The organism is Pseudomonas sp. GW821-FHT02H09 (assembly GCF_059421425.1).
The window spans coordinates 32,217-45,622 of sequence record NZ_JBWKVA010000031.1 but is presented as its reverse complement, the minus strand read 5'-3'; the positions used below and the strand labels follow the sequence as shown (position 1 = coordinate 45,622).

Below are 13,406 nucleotides of genomic sequence, written 5' to 3'. Positions count from 1 at the left end.
ATAACGCTGCAGCCAATTTGGCCACCACGGACGCACTTACACTGCTCTTGTACAACGAGCACGCCATATGTGCGGCCATGGAAACGCTGGACCGGAATGCTCAAGACATCACAGACGCAATCATGCAAATACGTCAGTTATAGGTATGCCTTAGCTGATACGCGCAAATTTGCGTATATTTGCCCTTTCCGCTTGATAAGTAACACTCAAAGTGAAACAGTATTAGTGAGACACCTTAACTGATACGGGACGCACATCATGTTCATCCGCGCATACCTCCGAGCATCAACAGACGAGCAGGACGCCGGTCGCGCCCTATTTTCGCTTGAGCAGTTCGCCACGGACCATAACAAGGTTATTGCGAGCGTGTACCTAGAGAACGCGAGCGGCGCTACGGCAGACCGCCCTGAGCTGATGCGCCTGCTCAAAGATGCGCGCAAGGGGGACGTGCTGCTGGTGGAGTCGATAGATCGGCTCTCACGGCTACCTGTAGAGGATTGGCAGAAACTCAAGGCTGCGATCGACTCCAAGGGGCTGCGCATCGTCGCGCTCGATCTACCGACCAGTCACCAAGGAATGCAAGACACCAAAGGCGACGAGTTCACCGGTCGGATGCTGGGGGCGATCAACTCAATGCTGGTGGAGATGATGGCCGCGATCGCACGCAAGGACTACGAGCAGCGCCGCGAACGCCAGGCCCAGGGTATCCAGAAGGCCAAGGCGGAGGGCAAGTATCAGGGTCGGCCGGTCGACATCGATCTGCACAAGCGGGTGAAGGAATTGCTCAAAGCAGGCCTCGGCATCCGCGCCACCGCGCGACACGCCGATTGCTCCACGACCACAGTACTAAGGATAAAAGATGCACTTCTACCCTCTATCGAGGTGCAGGACTAACGCCTGACGAGTATGGCGGTCGTGTTCCAATAATCTGCAGCAAGGCCAATCTTAATGTCATCAATCACCGCCTTGCCAGCACCGTCAGGTGTTGGGTAAACCCGAGCTGCGTTGATACCTGCTTTGCTGCAGAGAAGCAAAAGCCGTACAGCCTCATAGACCGGAATCGTCAGTTTTATCAATGGCGATGGAATATCCGCAAAATAGTTTTCCAGACCCTGCACCAAAAATCTGCCCGCTCTATGCCCTGAGTGAGGATGCACGCTGAACAAACCGCCCTGAGCAGCTAAATGGCTGCTGACTGATCCTGGAGCGTTGTAAAGCGTAACGTCCGGATGCAAAGGTAGCTGTTCTGCATTCAACGCCCACACCGCTAGTTTGGAGTTCTCAGTCCATGCGGAGTACCGGCCTACAGCGCCGCTTGCGGCGAAGTACATCGCCACAGCGGGATTTACGCTCCAATCAAGTAGGCGAGTTGGAACACCATGATGCTGAGCCATCGCCATCAAATTAAGGGCAAGCTTGTTCGGCCATAGCGCAGGCACCTTGTAATAGGCATCCGCTCTCTGCGTGTTGATTACCTCGTCGCGAAACTCCCGAGAATCGCCGAAAATAGTGATCCCTACAGTGTCGCAATGAGCCAGAAAGGTTTGGAGAATGGCAAGCTCTAAAAAAACCATCTCACTGGCGTCGTCAAATGCGTCTAAAGGGATAATTGGCGATTCTGATGATTTCCGCAGAATCGATGGAATTAGAGACCAGTCAGCGTCACCATGACCGCGGTAGACGAACCGCGCAGGTCCTTCAGCAAGATCTGATGTAGGAGAAAGAGCCAGCCAGAGCTCATCAGCGGTCTGGAAATGACGCTCCTCGTATGTTCCAAATTTCCGGCTCAACCACTGTTCCTTAAAAGCAATATTTTCCAACGAAAAAGCCCCGACGAGCACTGCCGATCGGGGCTTTTTATTTCTTGCTGCTGCCACCCTGCTGTCATGAGCTTTTAAGCTGTCAGGCGAAATAGGCTGGAAGCTTTGGATTATATGGTGTCCCAGGGCAGGTTCGAACTGCCAACCTTCCCCTTAGGAGGGGGATGCTCTATCCAATTGAGCTACTGAGACATAGGGCGACCGCAAAGACATGCGCGGTGCGAAGGATGGCGTGCATGTTAACGGCCAAGCCGGCATTTGTCATGTCGTCTATAGGGCTTTTTAAGTGTAGGTCAGAGCCAGCGCAGGACCGCCGCGTCGGCGATCGTGAAAACGGCATCAATACAAAAAGCCATCACTGACGCCCTCCCGCACCAGCAGCCCGAGGAAATGCTCGACAGTGACAGACAATTCCCCGGAGTTATCCAGCCGTATGACAGGAGCGCCGTCGCCTGAGGATCCGCTGGCGAGAAACAGGTCATTGCGCTTCAGCCTCGCTTCAATTTCCTCGGCATTTTCACGCCTGCGTCGCACAAGGCGATGACGTAAAACCTCACTCTTCACCGATAACAAAACAGGTAGCAATGTCGGATAACGCTTGCGCGCTTCAGCCAAGTACTCTCTGGAGCCGTTGACCAGTACATTGCGCCCGAGGGCCAGCCATTCATCAATCTGGACCGGGATTCCGTAACCGAGACCGTTGGCGTGCCAATACAAGGCAAAACCTCCTTGTTGCTTGAGTCGCTCGAACTCCGCTTGAGAGACACCCATGGCATCCTCCCCTGCGGACTCGGCCGAGCGCGTAATGACTCGTCGCGCCACATCGCAGCCAATTCTGCGCAATGGTTCGCGGGAGGCATCGATAAGGCTGTCTTTACCCGCCCCCGACGGGCCCATCAAATAAATCAGTCTGCCCGGCATCTCGGTAACGTCTCTAGTCGCTTGCATGCCTAGTAAATCGGCCATTTGCCACTATCCTATACAAAAAGGATAAATGATCGAATCCGCATAAAATGCTCGCTCCGGAGGCTTCAGACACCTCCTGTCAGGCAATTGGAAGCGGTCAGATGTGCCGCATAGGGTAATCTTTTCAAACCAATGCGCATTTCTGATAATTAGTGCTGGCATAACGCCTTTATCCAGCTCAATATTTGTCATAGAATTGACGCCAACGATCTGGCATTTATGAGGCATGATGCGGGCCTCTTAACAATTCAGGTTGAACATTTGGTTGTGAAGCTTGTCCTAACAGACATCTTGCGGCCAATTCCGAAAACCGCTCCCCTGAACTAACCGGTTAAATATATGCGCCCATTGAAACAGGCAATTTATTCCAGCCGCACGGCTGACAAGTTCGTCGTGCGTCTGCCCGATGGAATGCGTGAACGCATCGCCGAGGTGGCTCGCAATCATCATCGCAGCATGAATTCTGAAATCATCGCGCGCATGGAGCAAAGCCTGATTCAGGAAGGCGCGCTGGGCGAAGAATTGAGCATGCGCCTGGACAGTCCGGAACTGTCACTCCATGAACGCGAACTGCTTCAACGTTTCCGCCAACTCTCACATCGTCAGCAAAACGCACTGGTCTCCTTGATCGCCCATGACGCCGAAATGGCAGCAGACGCCTCCTGATTCCACCCTGAAAGTTCAAGCCAGCCTAGCGCTGGCTTTTTTTTGCCCAAAATTCGGCACAACCGATCATGTCGGAGGGCGCACGCACCGCCCTGCTCAAGACCCATCAAGAATGAATATAAGGAGAATCGCACAGCCCGCCAAACGGTAAGACTGTGCAGGGAAGATTCAAAGCAGGAAAATCGTCGCCAGCCCAAGGAAGATAAAGAACCCGCCACTGTCGGTCATGGCGGTGATCATCACGCTCGCCCCCATTGCAGGGTCACGCCCGAATCTCGCCAGTGTCATGGGAATCAGGACGCCCATCAACGCCGCCAGCAACAGATTGAGGGTCATCGCTGCGGTCATCACCACGCCCAGCGACCAACTGCCATACAGCAAGTAGGAGACCACACCGATCACCCCACCCCAGACCAGGCCATTGATCAATCCGACGGCCAGTTCCTTGCGCATCAGGCGTGAGGTGTTGCCGGTGCTGACCTGATCCAGCGCCATGGCGCGCACGATCATGGTAATTGTCTGGTTACCCGAGTTGCCGCCAATACCGGCAACAATCGGCATCAAAGCAGCCAGGGCCACCAGCTTCTCGATGGAGCCTTCGAACAGACCGATCACTCGAGAGGCGACAAATGCGGTAATCAGGTTAATTGCCAGCCAGGCCCAGCGGTTGCGCAGGGACTTCCAGACTGAGGCAAAAATATCTTCCTCTTCACGCAGACCCGCCATGTTGAGAACTTCGTTTTCGCTCTCTTCACGAATCAGGTCGACCATTTCGTCGATGGTCAGACGGCCAATCAGTTTGCCGTTCTTGTCGACCACAGGAGCCGAAATCAAGTCATAACGTTCGAAAGCCTGAGCGGCGTCGTACGCATCTTCGTCCGGGTGAAAACTCACCGGATCGCTGGCCATGACATCCAATACTTGTTTGTCCGGGTCGTTGACCAACAACCGCTTGATCGGCAGCACGCCCTTGAGCACACCGCCGTAGTCGACCACGAACAGCTTGTCGGTATGACCCGGCAGTTCTTTGAGCCGACGCAGGTAACGCAATACCACTTCGAGACTGACATCCTCACGGATAGTCACCATCTCGAAGTCCATGAGCGCACCGACCTGCTCCTCGTCATAGGACAACGCGGAGCGGACACGCTCACGCTGCTGGCCATCGAGGGTTTCCATCAGTTCGTGGACGACGTCTCGCGGCAGCTCTGGCGCCAGGTCAGCGAGTTCGTCGGCATCCATCTCCTTGGCAGCCGCCAGGAGCTCGTGATCATCCATGTCGGCGATCAGCGTTTCGCGAACGGAATCGGACACTTCAAGGAGGATATCGCCGTCGCGCTCGGCCTTGACCAGTTGCCAGACAGTCAGACGCTCTGCAAGCGGCAAGGCTTCAAGGATGTGGGCAACGTCGGCGGAGTGCAGGTCATCGAGTTTGCGCTGCAACTCGACAAGGTTTTGCCGGTGAACCAGGTTCTCGACCCGGTCGTGATGATGACCTTCCTGGCGATGAGTCAGGTCTTCGACTACCCGCTGGCGCTGCAGCAGCTCAACGACTTGAGCGAGGCGGTCTTGCAAACTTTCTTGCGTTTTCTTTACTTCAACTTCAGACATAGGCGAACTCCACTCCCAGCAGCGGGGCACGCCGGAAGGATCAATCAGTCAATTCATGATTGTAAAAACGGGGTACTGAGTAACTACTGGGTAAGTCCATGGAGGTATTCCACAAGCCCCGGCGGGGCTGACGGGCGCAATGATACACCGCTTGATGTCGTTTAACGCTAAAAAATCTCGGCAAGAACAAGCGCTTGCAACGCAATCCTGATCGCTGTCCGAATCTGTAGAGCTGCGACGACTCATTCAGAAAAGAAAACACACCCGGGGCCAAAAAAGTACCGTCTATCCTGTTTCGGGACCGTCACGGAGGACGTCGCTTGCCACTGAGAAAGACCTCGCTCTTGTACCTCGCCCTGCTTTGGCTAGCGTCGCAAGCAAGCGCCACGACTGTGCAGCGATGCGAAAACGCTGACGGCCATGTCACCTTCACCTCCCAGGGTTGCGCGCCACAAGAGACACTTCGAATTCAGAATGTGGCCAATCCTGCTCCGAGCGGGGTCAAGGCTGCTTCCTCGAAGAGCAGCCCCCTGAAAATATTCAGAGCGAAATCAGCAAAAGAGGAGCCGGTCATTGTCGGGCAGCCCGATGACGTTTGTGCAAGCCTGCTCAGCGCCAAAGAACGCCGCCAGGCAATCATCAATCAACGAATCGTACCTGGCATGAGCCAACAGGAAGTCGAAAGCGCACTCGGCAAGCCAGACAAAATCAGCATTCGAAATGCGACCACGAGCTATCGCTACAACGCAAAGAAAGGTCGCAGCGCTCAAATCGTGTTCGATGAGAAAGGCTGCATAACAGGCAAACGCTAGCAGCAAAAAGCCCGCACTCGGCGGGCTTTGTGTTTTACAGCCTGTTTACGCCTTCGCGCCCAGCTTCTTCAGTTCTTCGCTGCGCAGTTCACGGCGCAGGATCTTGCCCACATTAGTGGTTGGCAGCGCATCGCGGAACTCAACGGCTTTCGGCACTTTATAGCCGGTGACGTTGGCGCGCATGTGTTGCATCACCTGCTCCTTGGTCAAGGTCACGCCCGGTTTGGCGACGATGAAAATCTTGATCGCTTCGCCCGATTTCTCGTCCGGCACGCCAATGGCTGCGCACTGCAACACGCCCGGCAAAGTCGCCAGCACGTCTTCGAGTTCGTTCGGATAGACGTTGAAACCAGAGACCAGAATCATGTCCTTTTTGCGATCGACGATGCGCATGTAACCGTCTGGCTGGATGATCGCGATATCGCCGGTCTTCAACCAGCCTTCGCTGTCGAGGATTTCATCAGTGGCTTCCTGACGCTGCCAGTAACCCTTCATGACTTGTGGACCCTTGACGCACAGTTCGCCCACTTCGCCCAGCGGCTGTTCGACACCCGCATCATCAATGACTTTGCAGACCGTGGACGGTACCGGAATGCCGATGGTGCCGATCTGGATGTTCTGGATCGGATTGACCGTGGCCACCGGGCTGGTTTCGGTCATGCCATAACCTTCGCAAATGGAGCAACCGGTCACGGCTTTCCAGCGCTCGGCAGCGGCCAGTTGCAGGGCCATGCCGCCAGACAGAGTGACTTTCATCGCAGAGAAGTCCAGCTGGCGGAATGCCTCGTTGTTGCACAGCGCCACAAACAGCGTGTTCAAGCCGACAAAGCCGCTGAACTTCCACTTCGACAGCTCCTTGACCATCGCCGACAGGTCGCGCGGGTTGCTGATCAGGATGTTGTGGTTGCCGATCAGCATCATCGCCATGCAATGAAAAGTGAAGGCATAGATGTGGTACAGCGGCAGCGGTGTGATCAGAATCTCGCAACCTTCATTCAGGTTGGACCCCATCAGCGCCTTGCACTGCAGCATGTTCGCCACCAAGTTGCGATGGGTTAGCATCGCGCCCTTGGCCACGCCAGTGGTGCCGCCGGTGTATTGCAGTACTGCGACATCGCCGCTGGCCGGGTTGGCATCAGAGACTGGCTGGCCGCGACCTTTGCTCAACACGTCGTTGAATTTGATGGCCTTGGGCAAGTGGTACGCCGGGACCATCTTCTTCACATACTTGATGACGCTATTGATCAGCAGGCGCTTGAGTGGTGGCAGCAGGTCGGCCACTTCGGTAACGATCACATGCTTGACTGAGGTCTTGGGCACCACGGCTTGCGCCAGGTGCGCCATGTTGGCCAGGCAGACCAGCGCCTTGGCACCGGAGTCGTTGAATTGGTGTTCCATTTCCCGCGCGGTGTACAGCGGGTTGGTGTTGACCACGATCAAACCGGCGCGAATGGCACCAAACACGGCGATCGGGTATTGCAGCAGGTTTGGCAACTGTACGGCGATTCGATCGCCTGGCTGCAAGTCGGTATGCTGTTGCAGGTAAGCGGCAAAAGCGCCCGACAATTCGTACAGTTCACCGTAGGTGAGCGTCTTGCCAAGGTTGCTAAAGGCCGGCTTGTTGGCGAAGCGTTGGCAAGATTGCTTCAACACCGCCTGAATATTCGGATACTCGTCTGGGTTGATCTCGACAGCAATCCCAGTTGGGTACTTATCCTTCCAAAAGTTTTCGATCATGGAAGCCCACTCCTCAGCAACGCGAATTCATCACCGCATTTAGTGCGATTATTATTGGTGTATGTATTGGTGAATCTGGCTTTTTACTTAGGCCGAGAAGTCACAAAGCGGGCCGAGAGTAGCAGCTTTGCCAATGGCCGACTAGAGCCAAAGAAGGCCTTACCAGTCACAAATATGACTTAAGAAAACTCAATAGTCACTTTTAGAGCAAAAATTCTATAAGCTCGTCAATCGCTCTAGAACGGTAGTTTCAGCTGTATTTATCAACCAAAAAAAAGATCACAGCCTATCGGTAGCTCCTACGCCGACCGTGTTCACCCATGAAATTGAGATGAGCACTGATCTCGCAGGAACTGCCGCAGGCTGCGATCATTTCAGGATCGATCGATCCCGCACTCTACTTACAAAATATTACGCGATATCGCGCAACTCCCGTCGCAGGATCTTGCCCACCGGTGTCATCGGCAGCGAATCGCGCAGCACGATGTGCTTCGGCACTTTGTAGCCGGTGAAATTTTCCTTGCAGTAAGCCTTCAGCTCTTCAAGGCTGACACCCGACTCGCGAGCGACCACAAACAACTTCACCGCCTCGCCCGAACGATCGTCCGGTACACCGATCACCGCACAGTTGGCGACTTTCGGATGGGCCATGACCACGTCTTCGATTTCATTCGGGTACACGTTGAAACCCGACACGATGATCATGTCTTTCTTGCGATCGACGATCCGCACAAAACCGTCCGGATCGATCACCGCAATGTCACCGGACTTGAACCAGCCTTCGGTATCCAGAATTTGCGCCGTGGCTTCCACTTGCCGCCAGTAGCCCTTCATGATTTGCGGGCCTTTGATGCAGAGCTCACCGCGCTCGCCCAGTGGCTGCTCGACGCCGTCATCGTCAATGACCTTCAGCGTTGTACCCGGCACCGGAAGACCGACCGTGCCCAGCCGCGATTTGTCGCCGTAAGGGTTGGTACACGCAACCGGCGAGGTTTCGGTCAGCCCGTAACCTTCGGTAATGCGGCAACCGGTCATTGCCTGCCAACGCTCGGCAGTGGCCTTGACCAACGCGGTACCACCGGAATTAGTGAGCTTGAGGCTGGAGAAATCCAGGGTCTTGAAATCCGGGTGATCCATGAGCGCAACGAACAATGTGTTGAGTCCCAGCAGCGCCGAGAAGCGCCAGTTTTTCAGCTCTTTGATAAAGCCGGCAATGTCCCGCGGATTGGTGATCAGAACGTTGTGGTTGCCGGTCACCATCATGCACATGCAGTTCGCGGTGAAGGCATAGATGTGGTACAGCGGCAATGGCGCGATCATCACCTCCTGGCCTTCCCTGAGCAGCGGCTGGCCATCGGCACCGAGCTGGGACAGGCAAGCCCGCGCCTGTTGCATGTTGGCAACCAGGTTGCCATGAGTGAGCATCGCGCCCTTGGCCAGGCCCGTAGTGCCGCCGGTGTATTGCAGCACCGCAACATCGTTGAGGCTGACGGTTAACGGCTTGATGCCATGACCACGTCCCAGCCGCAGCGCGCTCTTGAACGAAATGGCCTGGGGCAGGCTGTACGCCGGCACCATCTTCTTCACTTTGTCGACCACGGTGTTGATCAACCACCCCTTGGCACTGGGCATCAGATCACCCATCTTCGCCTCGATCAGGTATTGGATCTCGGTATCGGCCAGCACTTCCTGGACTTTCTGGCCGAACATATTCAGGTAAACCAGTGCCCGTGCACCGGAATCCTTGAACTGATGACGCATCTCACGCGGGGTATACAGAGGATTGGTATTGACCACGATCAACCCGGCACGCAACGCTCCGAACACGGCAATCGGGTAATGCAGGACATTGGGCATCTGCATCGCAATCCGATCGCCAGCGACCAGATCAGTGTGCGCTTGCAGATAACCGGCGAATGCTGCGCTGTAGCGTTCCAGCTCAGCGTAGGTCAGGGTCACACCCATATTGCTGAATGCTGGACGATCAGCGAACTTCTTGCAGGAACGCTCGAAAACCTCGATCACCGACTTGTAGGCACCCAGATCGATATCCAGGGGAACGCCGGCCGGGCGTTTGTCATTCCAGAATTCAGGTTGCATTGTTCTTGTCCTCTTTACCTGAGCGTGTCCGGGCCGCATCTCTGCTTCTTTGAAAGGCGGGGCTCTTCGGACGTTAGCAGCTATAGCGATTCAGGCAAATACACGCCGGCGTGTCATTGATAGCGTGAATCTTGTTGCTGAGGCACACCCTGATCAGGCGGCAATTGTCTGATGAGCTATACAATGCAACGACCCCGTGCAAAGGAATCGCCATGATCCACGATACTTTCTGGCTGACCGCGAGTGACCACTGCCGCCTTTATGTCAACCAGTGGCTGCCTGAGACTGCGCTCAAAGCGGTGATCTTGTTGGCCCATGGAATGGCCGAACATAGCGGCCGCTATGCCCGTCTGGCCGAAGCGTTGAGCAAACAAGGTTATGGGTTGTACGCCCTGGATCAACGCGGTCACGGCAAAACCGCCGAGCACGGCGTTCCGGGGCATTACGCAGACAAGGACGGCTGGCGCAAAGTGGTCGGCGACCTGGCCTGCCTTAACCAGCACATTGGCCAGAAGCATCCCGGAACGCCTATTGTGCTGCTCGGGCACAGCATGGGCAGCTACATCGCCCAAGCCTACCTGCTGCATCATAGCGCCAGCCTGCACGGGGCGATTCTGAGCGGTTCAAACTTTCAGCCCGTTGCGCTCTACCGCGTCGCCCGCCTGATCGCTCGTTTCGAACGCATGCGCCAGGGTGCCACCGGTCGCAGTGCGCTGATCGAATGGCTGTCATTTGGATCGTTTAATAAAGCCTTCAAACCCAATCGCACACCTTTTGACTGGCTCAGCCGCGATTGCGACGAAGTCGATAAATACGTCAACGACCCGCTCTGCGGCTTCCGCTGTACGAACCAGCTATGGATCGACATGCTGGGCGGGTTGCAGCAAATCAGCAAAGCGTCCAATCTCGCCCAGATTGATCCGGGCCTGCCGCTGCTGGTGATCGGCGGCGAATGTGATCCGGTGAGCAACGGCACACGTCTCAAAGACTTGGTCGATGCGCTGCGCGGGGCCGGAAGCCAGTACCTGCAACTGATTATCTACCCACAGGCTCGGCACGAACTGTTCAACGAAAGCAACCGCGACGAAGTAACGAGGGATGTACTCGCGTGGCTGGAGCAGGTATTGAAGAATCGTCGGCCACCACGAACTGAATAATTTTTGTTTAATATCAATAAGTTGATTTAATTACTTCGTCACAGGACTTGAGATAGATGACCCAGGTTACCAACACCCCATACGAAGCCCTCGAAGTCGGCCAGACCGCCAGCTACAGCAAAACCGTTGAAGAGCGTGATATTCAGCTCTTCGCCGCGATGTCCGGCGACCACAACCCGGTGCACCTGGACGCCGAGTTCGCCGCCGCGACCATGTTCAAGGAACGCATCGCTCACGGTATGTTCAGCGGCGCCCTGATCAGCGCTGCCGTTGCGTGCGAGCTGCCTGGGCCGGGCACTATCTATATCGGTCAGCAAATGAGCTTCCAGAAGCCGGTGAAGATCGGCGACACCCTGACCGTGCGCCTGGAAATTCTCGAGAAACTACCGAAATTTCGTGTACGCATCGCCACCCGGGTGTTTAACCAGCGCGATGAGTTAGTGGTAGATGGCGAGGCTGAAATCCTGGCGCCGCGTAAACAACAGACCGTGACACTGCCGACATTGCCGGCGATCAGCATCGGCTGACCCGATCGTTCCCACACTCCCGGACACTGGTGACGCGCGAGCGTGGGAACGATCAATGCGACCCACCCGCGCCCTTCTCCACCTGCACGCTAGCGGTCATCCCCGCGCTCAGGTTGATGCCTTCAGGCAGCTTATCGCGCTCGATCCCTAGCGCAATCCGCTGCGCCAGGAGCCCTCAGTTGAAGGTCGGCTCCACTTCCGCCAGCCGTTGCCCGTCCATCTGTATGATCTGCCAATTGGCCCGCATACAGAATGCCTGTATTTTCCAGGATGTTTGAATCAAGACGGCCGCATCATGAATCCCGAAAAGCTTGAACTGCTGGTCACCCGCGAAATGCCCTTTGGTAAATACAAGGGCCGCATCATTGCCGACCTGCCCGGCCAATACCTGAACTGGTTCGCCCGCGAAGGTTTTCCTCACGGAGAACTGGGCGGCTTGTTGGCCTTGATGCAGGAAATTGATCACAACGGTTTGTCCGACCTGCTCGATCCACTACGCGCCAAGCACGGCAAACCCAAACCTGGTGGCCTGTACGGCTAGTTCGTTAGCTCAAGTTCGGATGCCAGAAGTTCATAGCCAAAGCGCTGTGACGAGTCATAGCCCGCTATGGCGAGGAACAGCAACGCTGGATATGGGCTTCTGGCGCCGAAGTTGACTAACAGAACTAGCCACACAGGCCACTAACCACTGACCGAGTCGCCCCATGCCCGAGAATACCCGCCACGCCCGCGACGAAGCTTTTTGGCGGACATTCGCCGACCGCTTTGACATCGAACCGGGGCCCATCAACCTGGAAAACGGTTACTTCGGGCGCATGAGCCGTACCGTGGTTGATGAATACCAGCGCAATATCGCCTTTATCAACCGCAGCAACTCGGTGCATGTGCGCCAGCATTTCGAACAAGTCGAAAGCGTGCAGATCCGCCGCCAACTGGCCGACCTGCTGGGGGTCGATCCCGAAGCGGTCGCCCTCACCCGCTGCGCCTCCGACGCCCTGCAATCGTTGATCCGCAACTACAACACCTTGCAGCCCGGCGACCAGGTGCTGTTCAGCGACCTGGAGTACGACACGGTCAAAGGTGCCATGCGTTGGCTGGCGCGCAATCGCGGGGTGGAGGTGATCGAGATTGAGCATCGCCACCCCGCCAGCTTCGACAGCTTGCTGGCGAGCTACCGCGACGCCTTCATGCGTTACCCGCGTTTGAAGCTGATGGCATTGACTCACGTGACCCATCGCACCGGGCTGGTCATGCCGGTGCAGGCAATTGCCGCGGCAGCCCGGGAACATGGCGTCGATGTGATTCTCGACGGCGCCCACGCCCTCGGTCAGATTGAGTTCAACCTCGTTGAGCTGGGTATCTGCTTTGCCGGTTTCAATCTGCAGAAATGGATCGGCGCACCGCTGACTCTGGGCTTTGTCTATATCGCCCCGCAGCGTCTGGCCGACATTGATCCGGACATGGGCGAAAGTCATTTCCCGATCACCGACATTCGCTCACGCACGGCCTACAGCACGCCGAACATCCCGGCGTTGCTGACCTTGCCGCTGGTGCTTGAAGAACATCGGATCATCGGCGGTGCAGCCACCAAAGGCGCGCGACTCAATTATTTGCGTGATCTGTGGGTGAGAGAGGTTCGCGAGTTACCGGGAATCGAAGTGATGACTCCGGACGACCCGCGACTGTATTGCGGCATAACCTCGATGCGCTTCACCCGGCACGCCAATCAGCAGGTGATGGTCGAGCGGCTGCTCAACGAATACAACCTGTTTACCGTGGCACGCAGCGGCTCGGCGGTTGGCCCATGCATTCGGATTACGCCGGGGTTTATCACTTCGGCAGCAGATATGCGGTTACTGGCGCGGGCATTGATTGAGTTGAGCAGTTAGGTCTTTGTTGCCAGCACCATTGCCTTCGCGGGCAAGCCTCGCTCCTACAAATTACGCATACCTGTAGGAGCGAGGCTTGCCCGCGATGGCGCCCTGAGCGGCGATACAAAACCTGACGAAG

At 56.0% G+C, this 13,406-nt stretch carries 12 protein-coding genes, 1 tRNA gene and 1 pseudogene; 7 read left to right on the top strand and 7 right to left on the bottom strand.

Annotation, left to right across the window (positions count from 1 at the left end; all coding sequences use genetic code 11):
* Positions 1-258: 258 nt before the first annotated feature.
* The gene (locus AC07VR_RS29480) at positions 259-894 is read left to right on the top strand and encodes a recombinase family protein (protein WP_495013364.1); all 636 of its coding nucleotides are present in this window, start codon (positions 259-261) and stop codon (positions 892-894) included.
* Here the strand turns inward: AC07VR_RS29480 and AC07VR_RS29475 are convergent.
* The 3 genes from AC07VR_RS29475 to phnN form a co-directional block, all read right to left on the bottom strand.
* On the bottom strand, positions 891-1,877 hold the full coding sequence (locus tag AC07VR_RS29475; RefSeq protein WP_495013363.1) for an FRG domain-containing protein: 987 nt from the start codon (positions 1,875-1,877) through the stop codon (positions 891-893). The genes AC07VR_RS29480 and AC07VR_RS29475 overlap by 4 nt on opposite strands.
* 58 nt (positions 1,878-1,935) lie before the next feature.
* A tRNA-Arg gene (locus AC07VR_RS29470) sits at positions 1,936-2,012 on the bottom strand.
* Positions 2,013-2,159: 147 nt separating this feature from the next.
* A complete protein-coding gene (gene phnN, locus AC07VR_RS29465) occupies positions 2,160-2,741 on the bottom strand; it encodes a phosphonate metabolism protein/1,5-bisphosphokinase (PRPP-forming) PhnN (RefSeq protein WP_494992156.1) in 582 nt (193 codons plus the stop codon).
* Between the two features lie 384 nt (positions 2,742-3,125).
* Between phnN and AC07VR_RS29460 the strand changes: the two genes are divergently transcribed.
* Positions 3,126-3,452, top strand: coding sequence for an Arc family DNA-binding protein (locus AC07VR_RS29460; RefSeq protein WP_133837973.1), 327 nt, complete (start codon positions 3,126-3,128; stop codon positions 3,450-3,452).
* Positions 3,453-3,620: 168 nt separating this feature from the next.
* Here AC07VR_RS29460 and mgtE read toward each other — a convergent pair whose 3' ends face one another.
* Positions 3,621-5,063 carry a magnesium transporter gene (gene mgtE, locus AC07VR_RS29455; RefSeq protein ID WP_494992127.1) on the bottom strand — a complete coding sequence of 481 codons (1,443 nt, stop codon included), beginning with the start codon at positions 5,061-5,063 and terminating at the stop codon, positions 3,621-3,623.
* 344 nt (positions 5,064-5,407) lie between these two features.
* Here mgtE and AC07VR_RS29450 point away from each other — a divergent pair, with 344 nt between their 5' ends.
* Positions 5,408-5,875 carry a DUF4124 domain-containing protein gene (locus AC07VR_RS29450; RefSeq protein WP_495013362.1) on the top strand — a complete coding sequence of 156 codons (468 nt, stop codon included), beginning with the start codon at positions 5,408-5,410 and terminating at the stop codon, positions 5,873-5,875.
* 45 nt (positions 5,876-5,920) lie between these two features.
* Here AC07VR_RS29450 and fadD1 read toward each other — a convergent pair whose 3' ends face one another.
* The gene (gene fadD1 / locus AC07VR_RS29445) at positions 5,921-7,612 is read right to left on the bottom strand and encodes a long-chain-fatty-acid--CoA ligase FadD1 (RefSeq protein ID WP_494992125.1); all 1,692 of its coding nucleotides are present in this window, start codon (positions 7,610-7,612) and stop codon (positions 5,921-5,923) included.
* A gap of 411 nt (positions 7,613-8,023) precedes the next feature.
* Complete coding sequence (gene fadD2, locus AC07VR_RS29440) at positions 8,024-9,712, bottom strand: long-chain-fatty-acid--CoA ligase FadD2 (RefSeq protein WP_494992124.1); 1,689 nt, start codon at positions 9,710-9,712, stop codon at positions 8,024-8,026.
* Between the two features lie 212 nt (positions 9,713-9,924).
* On the opposite strand from fadD2, the gene AC07VR_RS29435 reads away from it, so the two are divergent.
* Positions 9,925-10,869: an alpha/beta hydrolase gene (locus AC07VR_RS29435; protein ID WP_494992123.1), complete on the top strand. Its 945-nt coding sequence runs from the start codon at positions 9,925-9,927 to the stop codon at positions 10,867-10,869.
* Positions 10,870-10,925: 56 nt separating this feature from the next.
* A complete protein-coding gene (locus AC07VR_RS29430; protein WP_020295762.1) occupies positions 10,926-11,396 on the top strand; it encodes a MaoC family dehydratase in 471 nt (156 codons plus the stop codon).
* Between the two features lie 52 nt (positions 11,397-11,448).
* Here AC07VR_RS29430 and AC07VR_RS29425 read toward each other — a convergent pair.
* Positions 11,449-11,613, bottom strand: a pseudogene (locus AC07VR_RS29425) (HlyD family secretion protein); the annotation flags it as partial.
* Between the two features lie 78 nt (positions 11,614-11,691).
* Between AC07VR_RS29425 and AC07VR_RS29420 the strand changes: the two are divergent.
* Both AC07VR_RS29420 and AC07VR_RS29415 read left to right on the top strand, forming a co-directional pair.
* The gene (locus AC07VR_RS29420) at positions 11,692-11,937 is read left to right on the top strand and encodes a DUF3820 family protein (protein ID WP_489075735.1); all 246 of its coding nucleotides are present in this window, start codon (positions 11,692-11,694) and stop codon (positions 11,935-11,937) included.
* Between the two features lie 163 nt (positions 11,938-12,100).
* Complete coding sequence (locus tag AC07VR_RS29415; RefSeq protein WP_495013361.1) at positions 12,101-13,285, top strand: aminotransferase class V-fold PLP-dependent enzyme; 1,185 nt, start codon at positions 12,101-12,103, stop codon at positions 13,283-13,285.
* The last annotated feature ends 121 nt before the right edge of the window (positions 13,286-13,406 follow it).

Bases quoted from the DNA above. Each gene is read 5' to 3' on its own strand.
- mgtE (WP_494992127.1), bottom strand. From the start codon at position 5,063: ATGTCTGAAGTTGAAGTAAAGAAAACGCAAGAAAGTTTGCAAGACCGC.
- AC07VR_RS29430 (WP_020295762.1), top strand. From the start codon at position 10,926: ATGACCCAGGTTACCAACACCCCATACGAAGCCCTCGAAGTCGGCCAG.
- phnN (WP_494992156.1), bottom strand. From the start codon at position 2,741: ATGCCGGGCAGACTGATTTATTTGATGGGCCCGTCGGGGGCGGGTAAA.
- AC07VR_RS29415 (WP_495013361.1), top strand. From the start codon at position 12,101: ATGCCCGAGAATACCCGCCACGCCCGCGACGAAGCTTTTTGGCGGACA.
- AC07VR_RS29480 (WP_495013364.1), top strand. From the start codon at position 259: ATGTTCATCCGCGCATACCTCCGAGCATCAACAGACGAGCAGGACGCC.
- fadD2 (WP_494992124.1), bottom strand. From the start codon at position 9,712: ATGCAACCTGAATTCTGGAATGACAAACGCCCGGCCGGCGTTCCCCTG.
- AC07VR_RS29460 (WP_133837973.1), top strand. From the start codon at position 3,126: ATGCGCCCATTGAAACAGGCAATTTATTCCAGCCGCACGGCTGACAAG.
- fadD1 (WP_494992125.1), bottom strand. From the start codon at position 7,612: ATGATCGAAAACTTTTGGAAGGATAAGTACCCAACTGGGATTGCTGTC.
- AC07VR_RS29420 (WP_489075735.1), top strand. From the start codon at position 11,692: ATGAATCCCGAAAAGCTTGAACTGCTGGTCACCCGCGAAATGCCCTTT.
- AC07VR_RS29435 (WP_494992123.1), top strand. From the start codon at position 9,925: ATGATCCACGATACTTTCTGGCTGACCGCGAGTGACCACTGCCGCCTT.